This window comes from Thiohalomonas denitrificans, from assembly GCF_016841685.1.
Classification (GTDB): Bacteria; Pseudomonadota; Gammaproteobacteria; order Thiohalomonadales; family Thiohalomonadaceae; genus Thiohalomonas; species Thiohalomonas denitrificans_A.
This window is the reverse complement of the sequence record NZ_JAENYR010000042.1, coordinates 11,398-32,287: the sequence shown is the minus strand read 5'-3', so window position 1 is coordinate 32,287 and position 20,890 is coordinate 11,398. Positions and strand designations below refer to the sequence as shown.

Annotated in this window: 19 protein-coding genes and 1 tRNA gene; 6 read left to right on the top strand and 14 right to left on the bottom strand. The window is 59.0% G+C overall.

What is annotated here, in order from left to right:
- Positions 1-276: 276 nt before the first annotated feature.
- Positions 277-366 (bottom strand) — tRNA-Ser (locus tag Q7L05_RS10460).
- 156 nt (positions 367-522) lie between these two features.
- On the opposite strand from Q7L05_RS10460, the gene Q7L05_RS10455 reads away from it, so the two are divergent.
- Positions 523-1,194, top strand: a complete 672-nt coding sequence (locus Q7L05_RS10455) for a Bax inhibitor-1/YccA family protein (RefSeq protein WP_303905868.1) — start codon at positions 523-525, stop codon at positions 1,192-1,194.
- 296 nt (positions 1,195-1,490) lie between these two features.
- Positions 1,491-1,673, top strand: a complete 183-nt coding sequence (locus Q7L05_RS10450) for a hypothetical protein (RefSeq protein WP_303905866.1) — start codon at positions 1,491-1,493, stop codon at positions 1,671-1,673.
- 362 nt (positions 1,674-2,035) lie between these two features.
- Here Q7L05_RS10450 and mltG read toward each other — a convergent pair whose 3' ends face one another.
- From mltG to Q7L05_RS10400, 10 genes are all read right to left on the bottom strand, one after another.
- Positions 2,036-3,073, bottom strand: a complete 1,038-nt coding sequence (mltG, locus tag Q7L05_RS10445; RefSeq protein WP_303905863.1) for an endolytic transglycosylase MltG — start codon at positions 3,071-3,073, stop codon at positions 2,036-2,038.
- A gap of 1 nt (position 3,074) precedes the next feature.
- On the bottom strand, positions 3,075-3,890 hold the full coding sequence (pabC, locus tag Q7L05_RS10440; RefSeq protein ID WP_303905860.1) for an aminodeoxychorismate lyase: 816 nt from the start codon (positions 3,888-3,890) through the stop codon (positions 3,075-3,077).
- 103 nt (positions 3,891-3,993) lie between these two features.
- Positions 3,994-5,235, bottom strand: coding sequence for a beta-ketoacyl-ACP synthase II (fabF, locus tag Q7L05_RS10435; protein ID WP_303905857.1), 1,242 nt, complete (start codon positions 5,233-5,235; stop codon positions 3,994-3,996).
- A 93-nt stretch (positions 5,236-5,328) separates the two neighbouring features.
- Positions 5,329-5,565, bottom strand: coding sequence for an acyl carrier protein (gene acpP, locus Q7L05_RS10430; protein WP_092995527.1), 237 nt, complete (start codon positions 5,563-5,565; stop codon positions 5,329-5,331).
- A 140-nt stretch (positions 5,566-5,705) separates the two neighbouring features.
- Positions 5,706-6,449, bottom strand: a complete 744-nt coding sequence (gene fabG / locus Q7L05_RS10425; protein WP_303905853.1) for a 3-oxoacyl-ACP reductase FabG — start codon at positions 6,447-6,449, stop codon at positions 5,706-5,708.
- A 128-nt stretch (positions 6,450-6,577) separates the two neighbouring features.
- A complete protein-coding gene (fabD, locus tag Q7L05_RS10420; RefSeq protein WP_303905850.1) occupies positions 6,578-7,510 on the bottom strand; it encodes an ACP S-malonyltransferase in 933 nt (310 codons plus the stop codon).
- A gap of 58 nt (positions 7,511-7,568) precedes the next feature.
- Complete coding sequence (locus tag Q7L05_RS10415) at positions 7,569-8,537, bottom strand: beta-ketoacyl-ACP synthase III (protein ID WP_303905848.1); 969 nt, start codon at positions 8,535-8,537, stop codon at positions 7,569-7,571.
- The gene (plsX, locus tag Q7L05_RS10410; RefSeq protein ID WP_303905846.1) at positions 8,534-9,565 is read right to left on the bottom strand and encodes a phosphate acyltransferase PlsX; all 1,032 of its coding nucleotides are present in this window, start codon (positions 9,563-9,565) and stop codon (positions 8,534-8,536) included. The genes Q7L05_RS10415 and plsX overlap by 4 nt, the downstream gene beginning before the upstream one ends.
- 231 nt (positions 9,566-9,796) lie before the next feature.
- Positions 9,797-9,976, bottom strand: a complete 180-nt coding sequence (gene rpmF, locus Q7L05_RS10405; protein WP_303905844.1) for a 50S ribosomal protein L32 — start codon at positions 9,974-9,976, stop codon at positions 9,797-9,799.
- Between the two features lie 18 nt (positions 9,977-9,994).
- Positions 9,995-10,537 (bottom strand): YceD family protein, encoded by a 543-nt coding sequence (locus Q7L05_RS10400; protein WP_303905842.1) that lies wholly within the window; start codon positions 10,535-10,537, stop codon positions 9,995-9,997.
- Between the two features lie 649 nt (positions 10,538-11,186).
- Here Q7L05_RS10400 and Q7L05_RS10395 point away from each other — a divergent pair.
- The 3 genes from Q7L05_RS10395 to Q7L05_RS10385 all read left to right on the top strand — a co-directional run bounded on the left by Q7L05_RS10395 (position 11,187) and on the right by Q7L05_RS10385 (position 15,230).
- Positions 11,187-12,605, top strand: coding sequence for an acetyl-CoA carboxylase biotin carboxylase subunit (locus Q7L05_RS10395; RefSeq protein ID WP_303905840.1), 1,419 nt, complete (start codon positions 11,187-11,189; stop codon positions 12,603-12,605).
- Between the two features lie 48 nt (positions 12,606-12,653).
- Positions 12,654-14,495, top strand: a complete 1,842-nt coding sequence (oadA, locus tag Q7L05_RS10390) for a sodium-extruding oxaloacetate decarboxylase subunit alpha (protein WP_303905837.1) — start codon at positions 12,654-12,656, stop codon at positions 14,493-14,495.
- A 159-nt stretch (positions 14,496-14,654) separates the two neighbouring features.
- On the top strand, positions 14,655-15,230 hold the full coding sequence (locus tag Q7L05_RS10385) for a Maf family protein (RefSeq protein ID WP_303905835.1): 576 nt from the start codon (positions 14,655-14,657) through the stop codon (positions 15,228-15,230).
- Between the two features lie 79 nt (positions 15,231-15,309).
- Here Q7L05_RS10385 and sppA read toward each other — a convergent pair whose 3' ends face one another.
- The 3 genes from sppA to rluC form a co-directional block, all read right to left on the bottom strand.
- Positions 15,310-16,284: a signal peptide peptidase SppA gene (gene sppA, locus Q7L05_RS10380; RefSeq protein WP_303905833.1), complete on the bottom strand. Its 975-nt coding sequence runs from the start codon at positions 16,282-16,284 to the stop codon at positions 15,310-15,312.
- On the bottom strand, positions 16,285-16,974 hold the full coding sequence (locus tag Q7L05_RS10375; RefSeq protein WP_303905830.1) for an HAD-IA family hydrolase: 690 nt from the start codon (positions 16,972-16,974) through the stop codon (positions 16,285-16,287).
- Positions 16,975-17,123: 149 nt separating this feature from the next.
- Positions 17,124-18,083, bottom strand: coding sequence for a 23S rRNA pseudouridine(955/2504/2580) synthase RluC (gene rluC / locus Q7L05_RS10370; protein ID WP_303905828.1), 960 nt, complete (start codon positions 18,081-18,083; stop codon positions 17,124-17,126).
- A gap of 366 nt (positions 18,084-18,449) precedes the next feature.
- Here rluC and rne point away from each other — a divergent pair.
- The coding region (gene rne / locus Q7L05_RS10365) for a ribonuclease E (protein WP_303905827.1) at positions 18,450-20,890 on the top strand (2,441 nt) is incomplete at its 3' end.

Genomic DNA, 20,890 nt, shown 5'->3' with positions numbered 1-20,890 from the left:
GGTTTGGGAGCAGGAGATTACTTCGTCGCCAGGGCTCCTCGTAATGACAGCGGGGAGGGCAAGTTCATCAGGAGGAGCCTCAGCGACACGGCAATCTCGCTGTTAAGACACCAGATTACTTCGTCGCCGGGGCTCCTCGTAATGACAGCGGGGGGGAAGTTCTTCAGGAGATAGCCGTGAAACCGGAGCCGTAGCGGTGAGCCGCAAAACGGCAGTGCGGTTCCGACTCATTGAGAAGCGGCAGATAGCCGCTAAATTCAGAGTACTTGGAAATTCTGGCGGAGAGGGAGGGATTCGAACCCTCGAGGGGCGCTAACCCCTGCCGGTTTTCAAGACCGGTGCTTTCAACCGCTCAGCCACCTCTCCAGCGGGAGAGAAGCTTAACCGATTACCCCTGTGGTTTTCCAGCTTGATTCTCCTGTGCTTACCGGTATCCTTAAGGAACGAAAGACCGTAAAACCGGTCGTATACAAACGTTGTCGTTCTTAAGATACGGTTTCGGAAACTTTACGAGGAGTACCGATGAATCCCAATAATAGCGCGGTTGCCCATTCGGTCGAATCGACCCTGGCGGTCAACAAATTAATCAGAAATACCTATACGCTGCTGGCCATGACGCTGCTCTTCAGCGCGCTGATGGCGGGTGTGTCGCTTGCCATACAACCGCCCCCGATGACGTCTCTGTTAACACTCGGTGGCGCGATGCTGCTGATCTGGCTGGTGCTGCCGCGTACGGCCAACTCGACGGCAGGTCTGGGCGTGGTGTTTGGGATTACCGGACTGCTGGGCTTTGGACTCGGCCCGATGCTGGAGATGTATCTGGCGCTGTCCAATGGGCCGCAGATCGTCGGCACCGCTTTGGGCGGCACCGGCGTCATCTTCCTGGGGCTGTCCGGCTATGCGCTGGCGACCCGCCGTGATTTCAGCTTCATGGGCGGTTTCCTGTTCGTGGGCATGCTGGTGATTCTGGCGGCGATTCTGGCCAATATCTTCCTGCAGATCCCGGCCCTGTCGCTGACCATCTCCTCCGTGGTCATCATGCTGATGAGCGGTTTCATTCTTTATGACACCGGTCGGATGGTGAATGGCGGCGAGAGCAACTACCTGCTGATGACCGTCAGTCTCTACCTGAGCATCTTCAACATCTTCATTCATCTGTTGAACCTGCTCGCGGCGTTTACCGGTCGCGACTGACTCTATCGGTAGCATCCGTCAAAAAGCCCCGGTCTTCCGGGGCTTTTTTGTGGGTCCGTCCGGATTGGGGAGGGGCGCGCCTTCGTGGCGATTCTTTCCAAGAAACGCCGGGGCGGCCCTCCCATGGGAAGGAAGGCCAAGCTTCCGGGTATAATTTCCGGCGCTACGGTGGGTAACGGCGCGTGTAAGCCGCGCTCTTACGGCATTCTTCGTACGGTGCGCGCCCGGAAGCCCGGAGTGGCTCTCCTATGTGGGGCGTGGCTGGTTTTTTGATTTTGAACCGAAGAGATTAACGTATGGATTGGATGAAACTGGGGGCGGCCCTGCTGATTGGGGCCATGATCGTCTTTCTGCTTCCCCGCGCCAAGCAGATGATGGCGCAGAGCCGGGAGGCCACCAGTGCGGACTGGAAGGGGCTGCTGATACCGCTGCTGGCGGTGATTGGGTTTGTGATTTTGCTGATACTGGCGGTTCGCTAGTGGGCCTGTCCGAGAACATCGTTTTCTTAACTGCTCACCCCTTCAAGACATTTCCACCGCCGAGGCGCAGCGTTTGCAGAGAGAACCTGGTCATCTCTTTTCAGGAAAACAGGCATCATGCATGTGCCGAGATACGAGGCGCATAACGCTGCGATTGCAGAGCATTATTTACCGTTCCATGCTTCAGCGCAGAGCTACGAGTAGTTACAAAAGAGGGGGCGAGCAGTTACTGTTTTTAGGTGGGGTGACGAACCCCAACGCTGATTGTTGGGCTTCGTCCCTCAGCACCAACCTACATTTTGAGCCCACGGACAGGACTCGTGGCCACTGAGGACGCCAGGCTGGCTGCGCCGAACGGGATTTCAGGGACTGGAGGAGAAGGTACGGGCGCGGCCCTTGAGCTGATATTTGATCACCGCCTGGTTATGCTCCTCCAGTGTCGCGGAGAACACGTGACTGCCATCTCCGCGGGAGACGAAGTAGAGCGATTTGCCGTCGGCCGGGTGAAGCGCGGCATCGATGGCTTCCCGACCGGGCATGGCAATAGGAGTCGGCGGCAAGCCCGAATGCCGGTAGGTATTGTAGGGATTGTCGCTGTCGTTCAGGTGGACACGGCGAAGATTGCCATCAAACTCCTCTCCCAGGCCGTAAATGATGGTGGGGTCGGTCTGCAGGCGCATCCCCATATTCAGGCGACGCACGAAGACGCCCCCGATCGCAGCGCGCTCTTCGGGGACGCCGGTCTCTTTTTCGATGATTGAGGCAAGAATGAGGGCCTCGTAGGGTGTTTCGAAGGGCAAGCCTTCATCCCTCTCGTCCCAGGCCGCTGCCAGATAGGACTGCATCTCCCGGTGGGCACGCCGGAGGAAATCAACATCCTTGGTACCACGGGGGAAGCTGTAGGAATCGGATAGAAACTGCCCCTCCGGATGCTCTTCTGCCAAGCCCAGGCGCTCCATTATGGCTTCCGGGTCAAGGTCCGTCAGTGTCTGTTCAAGATAGGGATTACCGTGAATTGCATCCATGACCTGGAAAAAGGTCCAGCCTTCAACCAGAGTCAGGGAGTACTGTTTTGCGCGGCCTTTTACCATCTGCTGTAGCAGTTGAGGCGGCGTCGTGTCGGGCTCAACATGGTACTCCCCGGCCTTGATATCCGCTGCCACGTCTTTTATCCGGGCCATCCAGACCAGCAGCCTGTCGTCGCTGATGACGCCCTGTTTTTCGAGGCGAGCCGCCAGCGCCGACAATGGCGTGCCCGGCGCCACCCGGATGTCTATGCCCTCGTCATCGATATTCAGCGGGGCCTCGACGAAGTTCTGGTAACGCACCAACTGCCAGCCTCCGAACAGACTGGCGGTCAGGATGGTCAAACCCAAAAACTTGAACAGTAGTTGCCGCACTCTACCCCTCCAAGACTCTATCCAAGGCGCTTTTCAGTGTAGCCGTGATCGTCGCCCGGGGGCAGTCCTGACCTTTCAAAATGCGAATTGGCCACATCCGCAGCAACGAATTGGTGAGAAAAGCACCCTCCGCCTGCTGGAGGGTCGCCAGGGTCACCCTCTCCTCCCTGGCAGGGATCCCCAGGGATTTTGCGAGTTCGAGCACCCTGTTTCGCATGACGCCAGCCACACCACAACGGTCGAGCCGGGGGGTCACCAGTGTGCCCCTGTCGACCAGGAACAGGTTACTCATCGTCCCTTCCACCACAAAACCCTCACTGTCCCTCATCAGGCCTTCGGCAATCTCGGGGTTCTGCCATTCGTTACGGGCCATCACCTGTTCCAGCCGGTTGAGGTGCTTGAGCCCGGCGAGTGCCGGATTGAGCCCGAGCGGCGTACGGCACAGCCGCACGACCACGCCGGAGTCAGACCAGTCCGATGGATAATCAGGGAACGGGCTTCTCATGACCAGCCGGGTCGGTTTCGGCTCATCCGGCTTCCGATACCCTCGCCCCCCCGCGCCCCGGGTTATCACCAGTTTGGCAACACACCGAATCTCGTCGGCGGTAACCTGCGCTACCTCTTGGGCAAGCTGCTCGGGATCGGGTGAAGGAATATCCAGCACTCTGCATCCGGCCATCAGACGCTCAAGGTGAGCATCCCAAAGCTCGGGTTTGCCGCCACGCACGGTGATGGTCTCGAAGACGCCGTCACCATACTGGAGCCCGCGATCACGCGGATCCACGCATGCGGCCGGTTCGCCGTTTACCAGCAGCACGGCAGGCAACCGGATGGACAGGAGTGGCCTGTAAGACTGAGTACCGCCATGGCGATTTCACTGCGAAAGCCGATCGGACCGATGAACAGGCCCGATCAGACAATCAGTCGGGTTTCTTGAACACGAGCGTGCCGTTGGTCCCGCCGAATCCGAAGGAGTTCGACAGAGCGACCTTGATCTCCATCTCGCGCGCCTCATTGGCCGCATAATCGAGATCGCACTCGGGGTCCTGATTGAAGATATTGATGGTCGGCGGTGCGACCTGGTCCCGAATGGCGAGGATGGTGAAGATCGCCTCGACACCCCCGGCGGCGCCCAGCAGGTGGCCGGTCATGGATTTGGTGGAGCTCATCACCAGCTTGTAGGCGTGGTCTCCAAAAGTCGTCTTTGCGGCATCGGTCTCCGCCTGGTCGCCGGCAGGAGTGGAAGTGCCGTGGGCGTTGATGTAGTTGACCTGGTCCGGATTCATGCCGGCATTGCGCAAGGCAGCGTTCATACAGCGCGATGCACCTTCGCCCCCTTTGGCCGGGAGCGTCATGTGATACGCGTCACCGCTCATGCCGTAGCCGATCACTTCGGCGTAAATTTTTGCACCGCGAGCCTTGGCGTGTTCGTACTCTTCGAGGACCACGACCCCGGCACCATCGGAGAGCACAAAGCCGTCACGTTCCGTATCCCACGGCCGGCTGGCCGTTGCGGGATCATCATTCCGGGTAGAGAGCGCCCGGGCCGCCGCGAAGCCGCCCAGTCCGCAGGGCGAGGTGGCCATTTCGGCACCACCGGCCAGCATCACGTCGGCATCACCATATTCGATATAGCGCGCCGCATCCCCCACGCTGTGGGTGCCGGTTGCGCAGGCGGTGACAATCGAGATGTTCGGACCCTTCAGGCCGTGAATGATGGAGACGTTGCCCGAAACCATATTGATGATGTTGCTCGGAACGAAGAAGGGTGAAACCTTGCGTGGGCCGCCTTTTTCATACGCCGCATGACCTTTTTCGATGCCCGGCAGTCCGCCGATACCGGAGCCGATGGAGACCCCGATGCGTTCGGCATTCTCCCCAGTCACCTCCAGGCCCGAATCCGCCATAGCTTCGGCGGCCGCGGCGATGCCGTAATGGATGAACGGATCCATCTTTTTCGCATCTTTTGGAGAGAGGTATTGAGTAATGTCGAAACCCCGAACCGAGCCGCCGAAGCGGGTCGAAAACGCGGAGACATCGAAATGCTCAATGGGACCGATGCCGCTCTTACCGGCAACGATGTTTTCCCAGGATTCTTTTACCGACAGGCCAACGGGGGATACCATCCCCAGGCCGGTGACAACGACACGTCGCTTAGCCAAGAGACCAACCCTTCCTAGTAATTCTCAAACAAAAGGCCGCGACCACACTAGTTACCCATCGTGGTCTACGGCCCCGGTTCGAATGCAAAACGATTAGCCGGCGTGGGCGTTGATGTAATCGATCGCCTGCTGAACCGTCGTAATCTTTTCCGCCTCTTCATCCGGGATCTCGGTCTCGAACTCTTCTTCGAGAGCCATAACGAGTTCCACGGTGTCGAGCGAATCGGCGCCAAGGTCGTCCACAAAAGAGGATGCGGTCTTCACTTCCTCTTCTTTAACACCCAACTGCTCAACAACGATTTTCTTGACGCGCTCTTCGACAGAACTCATGACGGATATATCCTCCCAGCTTGAGTAATTCGTCTTATCACTGCCGCGGTATTGTATTTAAAACCGCCGACAGATGCCATACAAAAGAAATGTTAGATACTACTTTATAATAATTTGATAACTGCCTGACCAGGCTTGATTTAAGCCATGTACATACCACCATTCACATGCAATGTTTCGCCGGTGATGTAGCCGGCTTCCGGCGATGCGAGGAAAGCCACCGCCGCCGCAATCTCTTTTGGAGCGCCGAGGCGCCCCAGCGGAATCTGGCCCAAGAGCGCCTCTTTCTGCTTATCGGGCAGGGCCCGGGTCATGTCGGTATCGATGAAACCGGGTGCCACGGCATTGACCGTAATGCCGCGGGCGCCAACCTCACGGGCCAGTGATTTCGAAAAACCGATCAGTCCGGCCTTGGCCGCGGAGTAGTTGACCTGCCCGGCGTTGCCGGAGACTCCCACCACCGAGGCGATATTGACGATACGGCCCCGGCGTGCCTTGGTCATGGCTCGCAGGCAGGCCTTGGCCATGCGGTAGGCGGAACTGAGGTTGGTGTCGATAATCGTGTCCCATTCCTCGTCCTTCATCCGCATCAGCAGATTGTCGCGGGTGATTCCGGCATTGTTGACGAGAATGGTCACTGCGCCAAACGCTTCCTGAACGGCCTTGATGGCTTCGGCCACGCTGTCGGTGTCGGTGACGTCCAGCTTCAACCCCTGGCCCTTGACGCCCGCCTCCTGCAAACGCGCAGTAATTGCCTCGGCGCCCTTGTCGGAGGTTGCGGTACCGATCACCGTAGCGCCGCGGCTGCCCAGTTCCAGGGCAATAGCTTCGCCGATGCCTCGGCTGGCACCAGTCACCAGAGCGATTTCGTCATTCCAGGACATTGTGTTCTGTCTCCCCTGCTATCTCTCTTAAACCGCAAAGAACGCTAAAAAGCGCATAATAACCGAGCTGTCGCTGCGGTTGCTTACTTCTTGATTCAGTCTTTGCGTCCTTTGCGGTTAACCTTCGTTTATCCGAGGGCCTCTTTTGCCTTGGCCAGGGTTTCGCTGTCAAAGAGCGGAAGCGCCGTCATTCTACGCTCAATCCGCTTGTTCAATCCCGCCAGCACTTTTCCGGGACCGCATTCCACCAGTACATCGGCGGAGTCTTCAATCATCCTGCGGACACTCTCTACCCAGCGTACCGGGCTGTGCAGCTGGCGGACCAGCGCATCGCGAATAGCGTCCGGATCCGAAGGGGCGGCCACATCCGTATTATTGATGACCGGGATAGCCGGAGTCTTCATATCCACTCCGGCCAGCCGCTCCTTCATACGCACCGCGGCCGGCATCATCAGCTCGCAATGCGACGGCACGCTGACCGGCAGGAGCATGGCGCGTTTGGCGCCCGCTTCCTTGGCCAGGTCAACCGCGCGCTCTACGGCACCGATGTTTCCGGCGACCACCACCTGGCCCGGCGAATTGAAATTGACGGCGGAAACCACCTCACCCCGGGCGGCCTGCCGACACACATCAATAACCTTGTCGTCTTCCAGGCCGAGGATGGCGGCCATTGCCCCGGCGCCGGCCGGAACCGCCTCTTGCATGAAACGGCCACGATCAGCCACCAGCGAGACGGTCTGTTCGAAATCCAGACTTCCAGCGCAGACCAGGGCGGAGTACTCACCCAGGCTGTGACCGGCCATCATCGCCGGGTCTGTACCACCTTCCGCCTTCCACACGCGCCAGGTCGCAACCCCCGCCGCCAGCATGGCCGGCTGGGTGACATGGGTCTGGTTCAGCTTGTCCGAGGGACCTTCCGCGACAATCCGCCACAGGTCGTAACCGAGCACCTGCGATGCAACCGCGAAGGTTTCAGACACCTGCGGGTGATCGGCAGCGAGTTCGCTCAGCATGCCAATGGCCTGCGAACCCTGTCCGGGAAAAACAAAAGCAAGAGACATGGCTCTCCCTCAAATTATTATTTGCCATCGGGAGTCTGTGCTCCCGGTGTAGACGGTCTCAATAAGTGATCAGCGCCGAGCCCCAGGTGAAGCCACCACCGAAGGCCTCCAGCAGCAGGGTATCACCGCGTTGGATACGTCCGTCACGTACCGCCTCGTTAAGGGCTAATGGCACCGAGGCGGCTGAGGTATTGCCGTGACGGTCCACGGTCATTACAACGTTGTCCATGGACATCTTCAGCTTTCGTGCCGTGGCGCCGAGAATGCGAGTATTAGCCTGGTGCGGGACCAGCCAATCCACATCGCTGCGCTCCATACGATTGGCAGCGAGGGTCTCATCGACGATCCGGCCGAGCGTATTGACGGCCATTTTGAAAACTTCATTACCCTTCATCTGAATGAAGGCGCTGCCGCCCACTACCTGTTCAAAGCCGCCGGAGACGCCGCCCGGCACAGTCAGCAGTTCATTGTACTTGCCGTCGGCATGCAGGTGCGTCGACAGGATACCCGGGGCCTCGCTCGCCGTCAGGACTACGGCGCCGGCGCCGTCGCCAAACAGCACGCAGGTGGTCCGATCATTCCAGTCGACGATCCGGGACAGGGTCTCCGCACCGACCACGAGCGCGGTCTTGGCCGTACCGCAGCGGATAAAGCTGTCGGCCACGCCGAGGGCGTAAACGAAACCGGTGCAGACTGCCTGAACATCAAAGGCGGGACAACCGTGGATATCGAGCCGCTGCTGAAGTAGACAGGCGGTACTCGGGAAGACCCGGTCGGGTGTGGTCGTGGCGACGATAATCAGGTCGATTTCGTCCGTGGACACTCCGGCCGCCTCGATGGCCTGACGGGCGGCCTGCTCGGCCAGATCGCAGGTAGTCTCCCCCTCCGCGGCAATATGCCGCTCCCTGATACCGGTGCGCTCGGTGATCCATTGATCCGAGGTGTCGACCATCTGCTCGAGTTCGGCATTGGTCAATACCCGCTCCGGAAGGTAGCCTCCCGTACCGCTGATTCGTGAATACGTCAAACCGCTCGCCTTTCTTCCAACAGTTCCCCGAGCCGCTGGTTAATCTTCTCGGGCACGTTTTTCTTCACTTCCAGCACCGCCTCCCGAATCGCCTGGGAATAGGCGAAGACGTCAGCGCCGCCGTGGCTCTTTATAACGATGCCGCGCAGCCCTACCAGACTGGCGCCGTTGTAGGCGCGGGGATCAATTTTGGCACGAAAGGCCTTCAGTACGGGCAATGCCGCCAGACCAGCCAGACGGGTCAGAAGATTACGGTTAAATGCCTGCTTCATATAGTGGCTGATCATCTTGGCGACGCCTTCACTGGTCTTCAGCGAGACATTGCCGATGAAGCCGTCGCAGACCACCACGTCCACTGAGCCCTTGTAGATGTCATCGCCTTCGACGAAGCCCTTATAATTGATATCGCTTTGGGAGAGCAACTTCGCCGCTTCTTTTACCTGTTCGTTGCCCTTGATCTCCTCCTCACCGATATTGAGCAGACCGACGGAGGGATTGTCCACCCCATCCACCAGGCTGGTCAGCACCGAACCCATGATGGCGAATTGGTACAGATGCTCGCCGCTGGAATCCACGTTGGCACCAAGGTCGAGCATGTGAGCATGGCCACGGATGGTGGGAAGGGCCGTAATGATGGCGGGACGGTTTATGCCCGGAAGGGTCTTCAGCACGAAACGCGCCGTGGCCATCAACGCACCGGTGTTCCCGGCGCTGATGCAGGCCTGGGCGTTGCCCTCCTTCACCTGATTGATAGCCACCCGCATGGAGGAGTCTTTCTTGCCCCTGAGGGCCTGCGAAGGCAGATCGTCCATGGCAACCACCTGGGAGGCGTGATGCAAAACCAGGCGATCACCCGAGGCTGTCCCGTGGCGCTTGAGCTCCTCCTCCATCGCCTGCTGGTCACCGACCAGAATCAGCCTGAGAGCGGGCATCTCTCGCAACGTCTGCAGGGCTGCAGGCACCACGACACTGACGCCATGGTCACCGCCCATGGCGTCCAGCGCTATCGTCATCCTATTATCGGGCATGGGGAACTCTTGAGCCTGCATTTAACACCAGTTGACGTCCTCGCTTGCTCTCTGAATCCACAAGGAATTTCCTCAGTTGGAAATAGGCCAGCTATTCCGCTTTTTCGGAAAATCCCTTGTGAATCCAAACCTCTGCGCGATCATCAACGCCCCCTGGTGCCAAATGTCAGGTTTAAACCAAAGAGCCGGCCCGGATCAGCGATCCGGACCGGCCTCTTCAGCGGGATCCGTTTATTCGCCCTTGACGTTCACGACCTTACGGCCACGGTAGTAACCGTCGGGACTGACATGGTGGCGCAGGTGCGTTTCGCCGGTGGTCGGCTCAACCGACAACGCCTCGGACTTCAGCGCATCGTGAGAGCGACGCATACCGCGCCTGGAAGGGGTCTTTTTGCTCTTCTGTACAGCCATCTCGATTCCTCGTCAGGATTACCGTTCTTTCTTAAGGCGCCGGAGAACCTCAAAGGGATTCTCCCTTTCGTTCCGGTCCGCCGCTTCACTGTCCGGTTCCGGCACCTCTTCCGTGGCTGCCCAGGAAAGGCAGTCCTCGAAATGGCGCGGAATGATCGGCAGCGCAAGTATCAATTCGTCTTCGACCAACCTTTTTATAGAGAGTGGCTCGTCGCCGACCACCAAGGGTTCATACGCCCTCGGGATCCTTTCCGCTTCCGACTCCGTGCGGATTATACCCAGCGTCGTCTCAATCGCGACAGGCTGCAGGTACGACTCCAGACAGTTCTGGCACGTCAGTGTCAGCTCGGTCTGCAGCTTGACTTCGACCACCGCCTGGTGGCGCTCGTCGGTACCGAACCGCAAGGTAACATCAACCGACCCTTCACTGTTCACCAGCGAGCTCGCCAGTCGGTCCATACCTGCAAGCGGCAATTTACCGGTAAAAACCGCGCCGCGTTGGGCCAGGCGAAACGGTTCGGTGCGATCGGGTAGCCGCTCATTCATAAGAGCGCGAATCATACGCGCGCCCCCCACGGTTGTCAAAGAAAAACACCAATGAAATCCGCTTGTTCCGGCCGCCCGGGATGGGTCTCCCGCGGGCAGCTTCTGAGCCTCAATCCTTGACATGCGTGGGGCATTTCCGTACATAGGTTCGGTCCGGAAACGGTACCCTTCCAGCACGACTCAGGGGCGGCAAATTCGGGGCCGTAAGGATGGTTTATGGACATCTTCAGTCTATTTCCCTACCTTTTGCGGACCGAAGATGGGTAGCCGTTAAACCCGGGACCGTTAAGGACCCTCATTCGGGCGAATGGACGGAACACGGCATCCGCCTTCGCTTTTTCTTGTTGAACCCCTAGGTGTACTGTTGCATGCTTGCCGATACTTTAAGAGCCCCCCAAAAGCGTCAGGACAAGGTGCAGCGCGCAGGCAATGGTGGTTTCCCTTGTCAAGCGCTGCACGAGTCCGCCGGGAGCGGATTCGTGCAGCCGAAGGGCGGACTCCAGGGATGGAGTCCGCAACGCCATCATGCGTTTTTGGGGGCTCCCTTCGGGCGAGCCGCTGGCCGGCCAGCGGCTCGCTGAAAGCACCGCCAAGCATGCAACAGTACACTAGTTTCCGTCCGGGGACACCCGGTGCGAAATGCAGTTTTTAGAGGCGGGTGATCGTGATAAAAAAGGTCCTGATTGCCAACCGCGGCGAAATTGCGGTGCGAATCGTGCGCGCCTGTGCCGAGCTCGGCATCCGCTCTGTCGCGGTGTACGCCGAAGCAGATCGACATAGTCTTCACGTCAAAAAGGCCGATGAAGCCTATAGCCTGGGGCCGGATACCGTAGCCGGCTATCTGAATGCCCATCGTCTGGTCAATCTGGCGATCGCGACGGGCTGCGACGCACTGCACCCCGGCTACGGGTTCCTTTCGGAAAACGCCGAACTGGCCGAAATCTGTACACGTCGCGGTGTACGGTTCATCGGTCCCAGTGCCGAAGTGATTCGCAGCATGGGCGACAAGACTGCGGCGCGTAAGGCGATGGTCGAAGCCGGGCTTCCGGTCACTCCCGGCAGCGAGGGCAACATCAGCGGACTGGATGAAGCGCTGGCCGTTGCCGAACCCCTCGGCTATCCGGTCATGCTCAAGGCCACCTCCGGTGGCGGCGGGCGCGGCATTCGACGCTGCAACGATGCCGATGAGCTGCGCAGGAATTACGACCGGGTAGTATCGGAGGCGACCAAGGCCTTCGGCAGCGCCGAAGTGTTTCTGGAGAAGTGCATCGTCAACCCGCGCCATATCGAGGTGCAGGTGCTGGCGGATAGTCACGGCAATGCGATTCACCTCTATGAACGCGACTGTTCCATTCAGCGCCGCCACCAAAAATTGGTGGAGATCGCGCCCTCCCCCCAGTTGAGCGACGAGCAGCGCGAGTACATCGGAGAACTGGCGGCCCGTGCGGCCAGCACCGTGGGCTATGAAAATGCCGGCACTGTCGAGTTTCTGCTCGATCATGACGGCAATTTCTATTTCATGGAGATGAACACCCGACTGCAGGTCGAACATCCGGTTACTGAAGAGATCACCGGGGTGGACATCGTCGCCGAACAGATCCGCATAGCTGCGGGCGAGCCGCTCTCCTTCAAACAGGAGGATATCCAGGCGCGTGGCTTCGCAATGGAGTTTCGGATCAATGCCGAAGATCCGAAAAACGGGTTTCTTCCCAGCTTTGGAAAGATTACGCGTTATTTTGCCCCGGGCGGGCCCGGCGTCCGAACCGACGGTGCCATCTATACGGGCTATGAAATCCCGCCCTACTACGATTCCATGTGCGCGAAGCTGATTGTCAGGGCCGGCACCTGGCCGCAGCTGATCACCCGAGCCGAGCGAGCCCTGCGCGACATGGGGGTGTACGGCATCAAGACTACGATTCCCTACCATCTGGAGATCCTCAAGTCCGAGGAATTCCGCCGGGGAGAATTCGATACCGGTTTTGTCGAGGCGCATCCGGAACTGTCTGAATACCACATTCGGCGCCCCGCTCACGAATTGGCTGCAGCGATTGCCGCATCCATTGCGGCATCGATGGGCATGTAGAACAGCGGTTCACCGACGAAACCAATTTTTTAACGGGAAAACGAATCGATGGCCAAGGTACAGATTACCGAGACCGTTCTGAGGGATGGACACCAGTCGCTGATCGCGACGCGCATGCGCACTGAAGACATGCTACCTATTTGCGATAAGCTCGACCGGATCGGCTTCTGGTCCCTGGAGGTCTGGGGCGGTGCGACCTTCGATGCCTGCATTCGCTTCCTCAAAGAGGATCCCTGGGAGCGCCTGCGCCAGCTCCGTGGTGCACTGCCCAACACGCCGCTGCAGATGCTGCTGCGGGGACAGAATCTACTCGGTTATCGCCACTACTCTGACGATGTGGTGAGGGCTTTCGTGAAAAAGGCCGCCAATAACGGAATCGACGTATTCCGCATCTTCGATGCCCTCAACGACATTCGAAACATCCGTGTCGCCGTGGAGTCTGTCAAGGGTGCGGGTAAACACGCTCAGGGCGCCATCAGCTATACCACCAGCCCGGTACACGGTATCCCCCAGTTTGTGGCGGTGGCCAAGGAGATGGAATCGATGGGTTGCGACAGCATCGCCATCAAGGATATGGCCGGCCTGCTGACGCCAATGGTCAGCGCCGAGCTGTTCTCTGAACTCAGCAAGGTCGTGAAGGTACCGCTACAACTCCACACGCACGCGACGGCCGGACTGGCGGAAATGTGTCACCTCAAGGCGATTGAAAATGGCGCCAGCAATATCGATACGGCCATTTCCGCCTTCGCCGGCGGCACTTCGCATGCTCCCACCGAAAGCATGGTGGCGGCGCTGTGGGGAACCGAATATGACACCGGTCTGGACCTTCAGCACCTTCAGCACCTTCAGGAAATCGGATTCTATTTCCATGAGGTTCGCAAGAAATACCACCAGTTCGAGAGTGAATATACCGGGGTCGATACCAGGGTCCAGGTCAATCAGGTACCGGGCGGAATGATCTCCAACCTGTCGAATCAGCTCAAGGAACAGGGCGCGCTGAACCGCATGAGTGAAGTGCTCGAGGAGATCCCGCGGGTACGCGAAGACCTCGGATACCCGCCCCTGGTGACGCCGACCTCTCAGATTGTTGGCACTCAGGCGGTACTGAATGTATTGACCGGCACCCGCTACAAGAACATCACCAACGAGGTGAAATATTACCTCCAGGGACGCTATGGCAAATCCCCTGCTCCGGTCAACTCCGTAGTCCGCCAACAGGCCATCGGCAACGAAGACGCCATCGAACGCCGTCCGGCCGATCTGCTGAAACCGGAAATGTTTCGCCTTCAGGAAGAGATCGGTGGGCTCGCCAAATCCGATGAGGATGTGCTGACCTATGCCATGTTCCCGGACGTGGGACGGGACTTTCTGGAGCGACGGGCGGCCGACGAGCTCAAACCCGAGCCGCTGGAACCGCTGCCCTCTGCTGAAGATCAGCAGGTCAGTGCCGTACCGACAGAGTTCAACGTCAGCCTTCATGGCGAGACCTATCACATCAAGCTCACCGGATCCGGCCACAAAAATCAGCAGCACCGGCCATTTTACGCCACGGTCGACGGGGTACCTGAAGAAATCGATGTGGAGATCCTGGAAGAGCTGTTCTCGGAAACTCCCAGGGAGGGCTTCACCCCGGCGGCCCGCGCCGGACAGAGCCAGCGTCCGCGTGCGACCCGCCCCGGTCAGGTGACCACCTCGATGCCGGCAACCGTCGTCGAAGTCCTGGCTTCCGAGGGTGACGAGGTCAAGGCCGGTGATCCGATCCTCATCACCGAGGCGATGAAAATGGAGTCGGAGATCCAGGCCCCGGTCGCCGGCAAGGTGACCGCGGTGCGCGTTGCCAAGGGCGACCGCGTCAACCCGGACGAAGCGCTGGTCGACATCGAATCTTGAAGGCCTGTTAATAAACCGCAAAGGCGCAAAGAGCGCTAAGAAAACCAAGTGCTATTGGCAGCCAGCTTCCGTTCGCGATGGCAATCCGCCAAGGAGAGCTCGAAAGCCTCTTTGCACTCAGTTCCTTTGCGATCTTTGCGGTTCGAAAACCTGGTAACCATGAAACTGATACTCGCCTCCACATCGCCGTTTCGGCGTGAACTGTTAAACAAGCTCGGACTTCCTTTCGATACCGATTCTCCCGAGGTCGATGAGACCCGGCGTGACGGTGAATCCCCGGAGGCTCTGGTTGCCCGTCTGGCCGAGGCCAAGGCGCGGGCCGTTGCATCGCGGCACCCCGATGCACTGATCATCGGGTCTGACCAGGTGGCGGTGAACGACGGCAGGATTCTGGGCAAGCCCGGAAGCCGGGAACGGGCGATTGAACAGCTGCGGGCCTGCTCCGGGAAAACCGTGATCTTCCAGACCGGACTGTGTCTCTACGACGCCCGCAATGATCGGGCACTGGTGGAGGTGGTGCCCTTTTCGGTGGTATTTCGAAAGTTGTCCGACTCGCAAATCAAGCGTTACATCGACCGGGAGCAGCCGCTCAACTGTGCCGGCAGTTTCAAATCCGAGGGGCTGGGGATCACTCTGTTCGAACGGCTGGAAGGGGATGATCCCAACACGCTGATTGGTCTACCCCTGATCCGGCTGGTGCGAATGCTGGAGAGGGTGGGGATCCGGCTGCCGTAACGCTCTTGTAGGTCGGGCTCAGCCTGCTAAGGCCGACCTACAAGACGCTGCCCGAAAGCCGCCAATCCTCTGCACTGGGTCAGTGGAGTTCGGGGCCCTGCAGACCGATATTCCTGGCAATAACCCCGGCCATGCTGGCGCCGATTCGGTCGGCGAAGCGTTTGAACAGATCGGGTTTGCGGGTAAAGTCCACCACGTGTTCGGCATCGATCAGTTCGCGGGCGACATAGTCCACATCCCCCATTCCATCGATCAATCCAAGTTCTTCAGCTTTCTGACCGGTCCAGGCCAGTCCGGAGAACAGTTCCTCGCTTTCCGACAGTCGGTCCCCACGCCCTGCCCGGACGGCACCGATAAACTGTTGATGGATATCGTCCAACATGACCTGGATATGCCGGGTACTCTTTTCATCAGTGGGGGAGAACGGATCAAGAAATGCCTTGTTTTCCCCCGCTGTATAGAGGCGCCGCTCCACCCCGAGTTTGTCCATGCTCTCCACGAACCCGAAGCTGTTCATCAGTACACCGATAGAACCCACGATGCTGGCCGGGTTGGCATAAATGGCATCGGCTGCCGAGGCGATGTAATAGGCGCCGGAAGCTCCCATGTCGACGATGACAGCGTAGACGGGTATCTCTTCATATTCTGAACGCAGGCGCCGAATCTCATTGTAGATATAATCAGACTGCACCGGACTCCCGCCCGGGCTGTTGATGCGCAGGATTACACCCTTGGTATTCTTGTGCTCGAAAGCATCCCGCAGGCTATCGATAACGTCCTCGGCATTCGCCTGTGAATCATCGGAGATCGGCCCGTTCACTTCCACCTGGGCGGTATGTTTGCCAACGGTAGCCTTCTCCCCGAAGTCCGGCCCGATGGCCATGAACAGCAATATGGACAGGTAGGCGAAAAGCAGAAACTTGAAGAAGATGCCCCAGCGCCGGCTACGGCGCTGCTCTTTCAGCGAGGCAAATGCCAGCCGATTGATCAGTTCCTTCTCCCAGATCTGTTCACTCTCCGGATTACCGGCGGACTTTTGTTGTTCGTTAGCCATTCACCCTCTCCTCTGTTCTATCGCCGGTTCGGGCGCGTATTCACCAAGCCAGATTTCCAGTTCTTTGATATCGTGGATACAGCCCAACGGAGTACATTTCAGCAGCCGCTCCAGCGTATGGACGCCGTAACTGACCGCCAACGCCCCGGTGCTGGCATTTCGAGCCATCAACATGTCGTATTCGGTGTCCCCGATCATCAGGGTTTCGCCCGGCTCGGCGCCCAGTTCATCCATTACCTCATGCAGCATCTGCGGATTGGGCTTGGATAAGGTCTCATCCGCACACCGAGTGGCGTGGAACAGCGATCCGACCCCGGTCTCCTCCAACACCTTGTCGAGACCCGCCCGGCCCTTGCCGGTGGCGACCGCCATCAGGTAACCGGCATCCGCAAGCTGCCGAAGTATCTGTTCCGCCCCATTGAACAATGTCGACGGCGTCGGGTCCGCCGTCAGGAAATGATAGCGGTAGCGGTCGGTAAGCTGCCGCAGCAAGTCATCGTTGGAGTCGGGATAGAGCGTGCTCACCGCCTCCCGCAAGCCGAGTCCGATGATGTTCTTCAGAGCCTCTTCGTCCCGGGACTCGAGTTCCAGGTCCCGGATGGCCCCACGCAGACAAGCGACAATGCGTGCTTCCGAATCCATCAATGTACCGTCCCAATCGAACACCAGGAGATTGAATTTACGCGACATCTTTTCCTTCCAGTTGTCTTAGCCCGGAAAATTCACGAACTCACCGCGAAGACGCGAAGAGCGCAAATAATTCAATGGCTTATCAGCATAAATGACCGAGAAACAACAGAAACAGCAGAACCTCGGCGATAATGCAAGATGCATTGTAATCAGGGCTTTGCGTCCTTTTCGTCTTTGCGGTGAATAATCTGGGTTAGCACTTTTTTCAGTCCCTCCTCCAGAGGCGCCTCCACATGCACGGTGGTATCGAGTGTGAAGTGCAATAAACCAGCATGGAGAAACAGCCGTTTCAGCCCAAATCCGGCCATCCAACGATTAAATTCGGGATCGCCGTATTTATCGTCACCGGCAATCGGATGACCTGAATGCCGGGCGTGAACCCGAATTTGATGGGTACGCCCCGTGATCAGCTTGACCTCCATCAGGCTGGCACCGTCATACAGCGTCACGGGCGAAAAGAGACTCAACGCATATTTACCGGCCGTGTGCACCTTTACGAGCCGCTCTCCGGAGCTCAGGACATTTTTACGCAACGGCGCCTCAACCTTTCCGCCCCGCCAGCGGCCCTGGACAAGCGTAAGGTAACGCTTGTCTACCCCGCCATTCCTCAGTAATTCATGAAAAGCGCGCAAAGTGCTGCGTTTCTTGGCGATAACGAGGCAGCCCGACGTGTCCCTGTCCAGCCGGTGGGCCAGTTCCAGAAAGTGAGCGTCGGGGCGCAAGGCACGCAGCGCCTCGATTACGCCGTAGCTAAGACCGCTGCCTCCGTGGACGGCCAGCCCCGACGGTTTGTTCAGCACCAGCAGACCGCCGTCCTCGTACAGGATACTCTGCTCCACCTGTTTCAGGATCCACTCGCCCGGCCTGACGGCAGCGGCCGGATCACGGGTCCGCACCGGAGGAATGCGAACAATGTCCCCCGTCTGAAGTCGATATTCGGGCTTGGCCCGGCCGCGATTGACGCGCACCTCGCCCTTGCGCAGCAGTCGGTAGATCCGGCTTTTGGGTACGCCTTTGAGCGTTTTGAGGAGGAAATTGTCGATCCTTTGACCGCCGCTATCCTCTCCAACGACAGTCTCCCGCACTTGCGGGCGTTTGGTTTCAGCCATAACCTGCTATGATAACAGGCGCACTCATTGATGCACCACGACAACGCTGATATAGTGGTGACCGCCTGAATTCAGGGGCTTGCGTCATCCGGCGCCTGGCTCGGGAAGAATTTTGACAGCCCTCGGGAGTCACCGGCGGGCAAACGTTGTCGTACTTTTTGTAGGTTTACTGCGTCGGCCGAACGGGCCGGCGCCCGAACTAACAGCGCTCCCGCAGCCCCGCAGTTGGGTCGCAGGACAGCCAACGGAGTGCAGCGGCGGCCGAATACAGGCGAGCCGCTTTTTCGTGCGCCGCGGAAGGCGCCACTCTGGCGAACCCGCGTCCCGGGTCGGGGCTGTGGTTGAGCGCCTGAGAGAAATTACAATATGAAAAGAATGCTGTTTAACGCGACTCAGCCGGAAGAGTTGCGTGTTGCGCTAGTGGATGGCCAACGTCTGTTCGACCTCGACATTGAAAGCGCCGCACGGGTTCAAAAGAAATCCAATATCTACAAGGGGCGTATCACCCGCATCGAACCGAGTCTCGAAGCCGCCTTTGTCGACTACGGCGCCGAACGTCACGGGTTTCTCCCACTCAAGGAAATCTCCCGCTCCTACTTCAAGCCCAATGCGGATCTTTCAGGAAAGATCAGTATTCAGGAGGTATTGAACGAGGGTCAGGAGATCGTCGTTCAGGTGGACAAGGAGGAGCGCGGCAACAAGGGCGCGGCACTCACCAGCTTCATCAGTCTCGCGGGTCGTTATCTGGTCCTGATGCCCAACAATCCCCGGGCAGGGGGCGTTTCCCGTCGTATCGAAGGCGATGATCGCAGCGAAGTGCGCGACGCCATGAGCCAGCTGCAAATCCCGGCGGATATGGGGCTTATCGTACGCACCGCCGGTGTCGGCAAGAGCGCCGAGGAGCTTCAGTGGGACCTGGACTACCTGGTTCAGGTCTGGCGTGCCGTCGAGGACGCCGCCGAGGAAAAGCCGGCCCCTTTCCTGATTTATCAGGAGAGCAATGTAGTGGTCCGGGCGATCCGCGACTATTTCCGGAGCGATATCGCCGAGATACTCATCGACGATCCCGAGACCTACGAACACGCGCGGCAGTTCATGAAGCAGGTCATGCCGCACAACCTGCAGAAGGTCAAAAGGTATAAGGACAGCACCCCGCTGTTCACACGCTATCAGATCGAAAGCCAGATCGAATCGGCCTTCCAGCGGGAAGTGCGACTGCCCTCCGGCGGGTCGATCGTTATCGATCACACCGAAGCGATGCTCTCCATTGATATCAACTCTGCTCGTTCGACCAAGGGTGGTGATATCGAGGAAACCGCACTCAACACGAATCTCGAAGCGGCCGACGAGATCGCCCGGCAGTTGCGCCTGCGGGATCTGGGCGGCCTCATTGTCATCGACTTCATCGACATGACCCCTGCCCGCAATCAGCGGGAAGTGGAAAACCGGCTGAAAGAGGCCCTCAAGCAGGACCGTGCACGAGTCCAGGTAGGCCGCATTTCACGCTTCGGTCTGCTGGAAATGTCGCGTCAGCGGTTGCGACCCTCACTCGGGGAATCCAGTCAGATCGTCTGCCCGCGCTGTAGCGGTCAGGGGACTATTCGGGGCGTCGAATCGCTGGCCCTTTCCATACTCCGCATCCTCGAAGAGGAGGCGATGAAAGAGAGGACTGACAAGATCCAGGCCCAGTTGCCCGTCGATGTAGCCACCTTCCTGCTCAATGAAAAGCGCTCCTCGATTGCCGATATCGAGCAACGCCAGAAGGTCAATGTGGTTCTGGTACCGAATATTCACCTTGAAACCCCGCATTATGAGCTCCAGCGGGTCCGGGCCGACGAAGTCGAACCGACCCATAAGACGATCCCGAGCTATGAGCTGATGAGCAAGCCGGAAGAAATCGAAGGGGTTCGCGGCGAAAAACCCGTTCCACCGCGCGAAGAGCCGGCTGTTCGCTCGGTAATACCCAGTGCCGCACCTCCGGCTCCGACCTCTCGACCACCCGTCGTGGAGCAGCAGTCTTCTGCTCAGCCGGGCGGTTTCCTGCGGCGGTTACTGAATAACCTGTTCGGGGCCGAAAAGCCCGAAGAGGAAGCAGAACCGGAAAAGCGCACACCGCAACGTCGTGCCCGTTCGGGCGGCGAAGAGCGAGGACGTGGTACTTCCGAGCGTCGAAAAAGCGACACCCGTTCACGGCGACGTAGCGGTGGTGGCCGTTCAGGCCAAAAACCCGCCGGAAAGTCCGCACAGCAGGCGAAACCGGAAAAGGAAGCCAGGGAAGCGAAGGAAAAGGAGCCGGCCAGGGCCGAAAGCAGTGAACCCTCCGCGGGCACCGAAACCACCGATAAAGGTGATCGGGGCGCCTCTACCCGGCGCGGACGCCGCGGAGGACGTCGTCGCCGCCGTACTCCGGGGCAGGATTCGGCCGCACAAGGTGGTGACCAGACTGCTGAAGCCCCGGATAGGGCCGTCGCAAAAGACTCCGGTCCGGCGCCCCAAAGGAGCAGCAAGCCGATCGAAGGCGAAGCGGAAGGCCGAAAGGGATCGAGAGGAGCACCCCCGGAGCAAAATCGCCGGCGTCGCCGTCCGCCCATGCCTCCCGCCAAGGAAGGCGTCGAACCCCAAAATCTGGTATCCGGCGAGCAGCATGTGAAGACGGCGCCGCCCCCCCCGGACAGCGAAACGAAGGCGCCGCCCAGGCCGGAGACCGAAGCAAAGCCGGTGCAGCCCAAGCCGGAAAGCCAAGCGCAGCCGTCTCAGCCCAGGCCGGAGAGCGAAGCGAAGCCGCCTCAGCCCAGGCCGGAGAGCGA

What these genes read in the sequence shown, in the direction of transcription:
- Q7L05_RS10455 (WP_303905868.1), top strand. Translation starts at nt 523, where the DNA reads ATGAATCCCAATAATAGCGCGGTTGCCCATTCGGTCGAATCGACCCTG.
- Q7L05_RS10450 (WP_303905866.1), top strand. Translation starts at nt 1,491, where the DNA reads ATGGATTGGATGAAACTGGGGGCGGCCCTGCTGATTGGGGCCATGATC.
- acpP (WP_092995527.1), bottom strand. Translation starts at nt 5,565, where the DNA reads ATGAGTTCTGTCGAAGAGCGCGTCAAGAAAATCGTTGTTGAGCAGTTG.
- fabG (WP_303905853.1), bottom strand. Translation starts at nt 6,449, where the DNA reads ATGTCCTGGAATGACGAAATCGCTCTGGTGACTGGTGCCAGCCGAGGC.
- fabD (WP_303905850.1), bottom strand. Translation starts at nt 7,510, where the DNA reads ATGTCTCTTGCTTTTGTTTTTCCCGGACAGGGTTCGCAGGCCATTGGC.
- plsX (WP_303905846.1), bottom strand. Translation starts at nt 9,565, where the DNA reads ATGCCCGATAATAGGATGACGATAGCGCTGGACGCCATGGGCGGTGAC.
- rpmF (WP_303905844.1), bottom strand. Translation starts at nt 9,976, where the DNA reads ATGGCTGTACAGAAGAGCAAAAAGACCCCTTCCAGGCGCGGTATGCGT.
- Q7L05_RS10400 (WP_303905842.1), bottom strand. Translation starts at nt 10,537, where the DNA reads ATGATTCGCGCTCTTATGAATGAGCGGCTACCCGATCGCACCGAACCG.
- oadA (WP_303905837.1), top strand. Translation starts at nt 12,654, where the DNA reads ATGGCCAAGGTACAGATTACCGAGACCGTTCTGAGGGATGGACACCAG.
- Q7L05_RS10385 (WP_303905835.1), top strand. Translation starts at nt 14,655, where the DNA reads ATGAAACTGATACTCGCCTCCACATCGCCGTTTCGGCGTGAACTGTTA.
- sppA (WP_303905833.1), bottom strand. Translation starts at nt 16,284, where the DNA reads ATGGCTAACGAACAACAAAAGTCCGCCGGTAATCCGGAGAGTGAACAG.
- Q7L05_RS10375 (WP_303905830.1), bottom strand. Translation starts at nt 16,974, where the DNA reads ATGTCGCGTAAATTCAATCTCCTGGTGTTCGATTGGGACGGTACATTG.
- rluC (WP_303905828.1), bottom strand. Translation starts at nt 18,083, where the DNA reads ATGGCTGAAACCAAACGCCCGCAAGTGCGGGAGACTGTCGTTGGAGAG.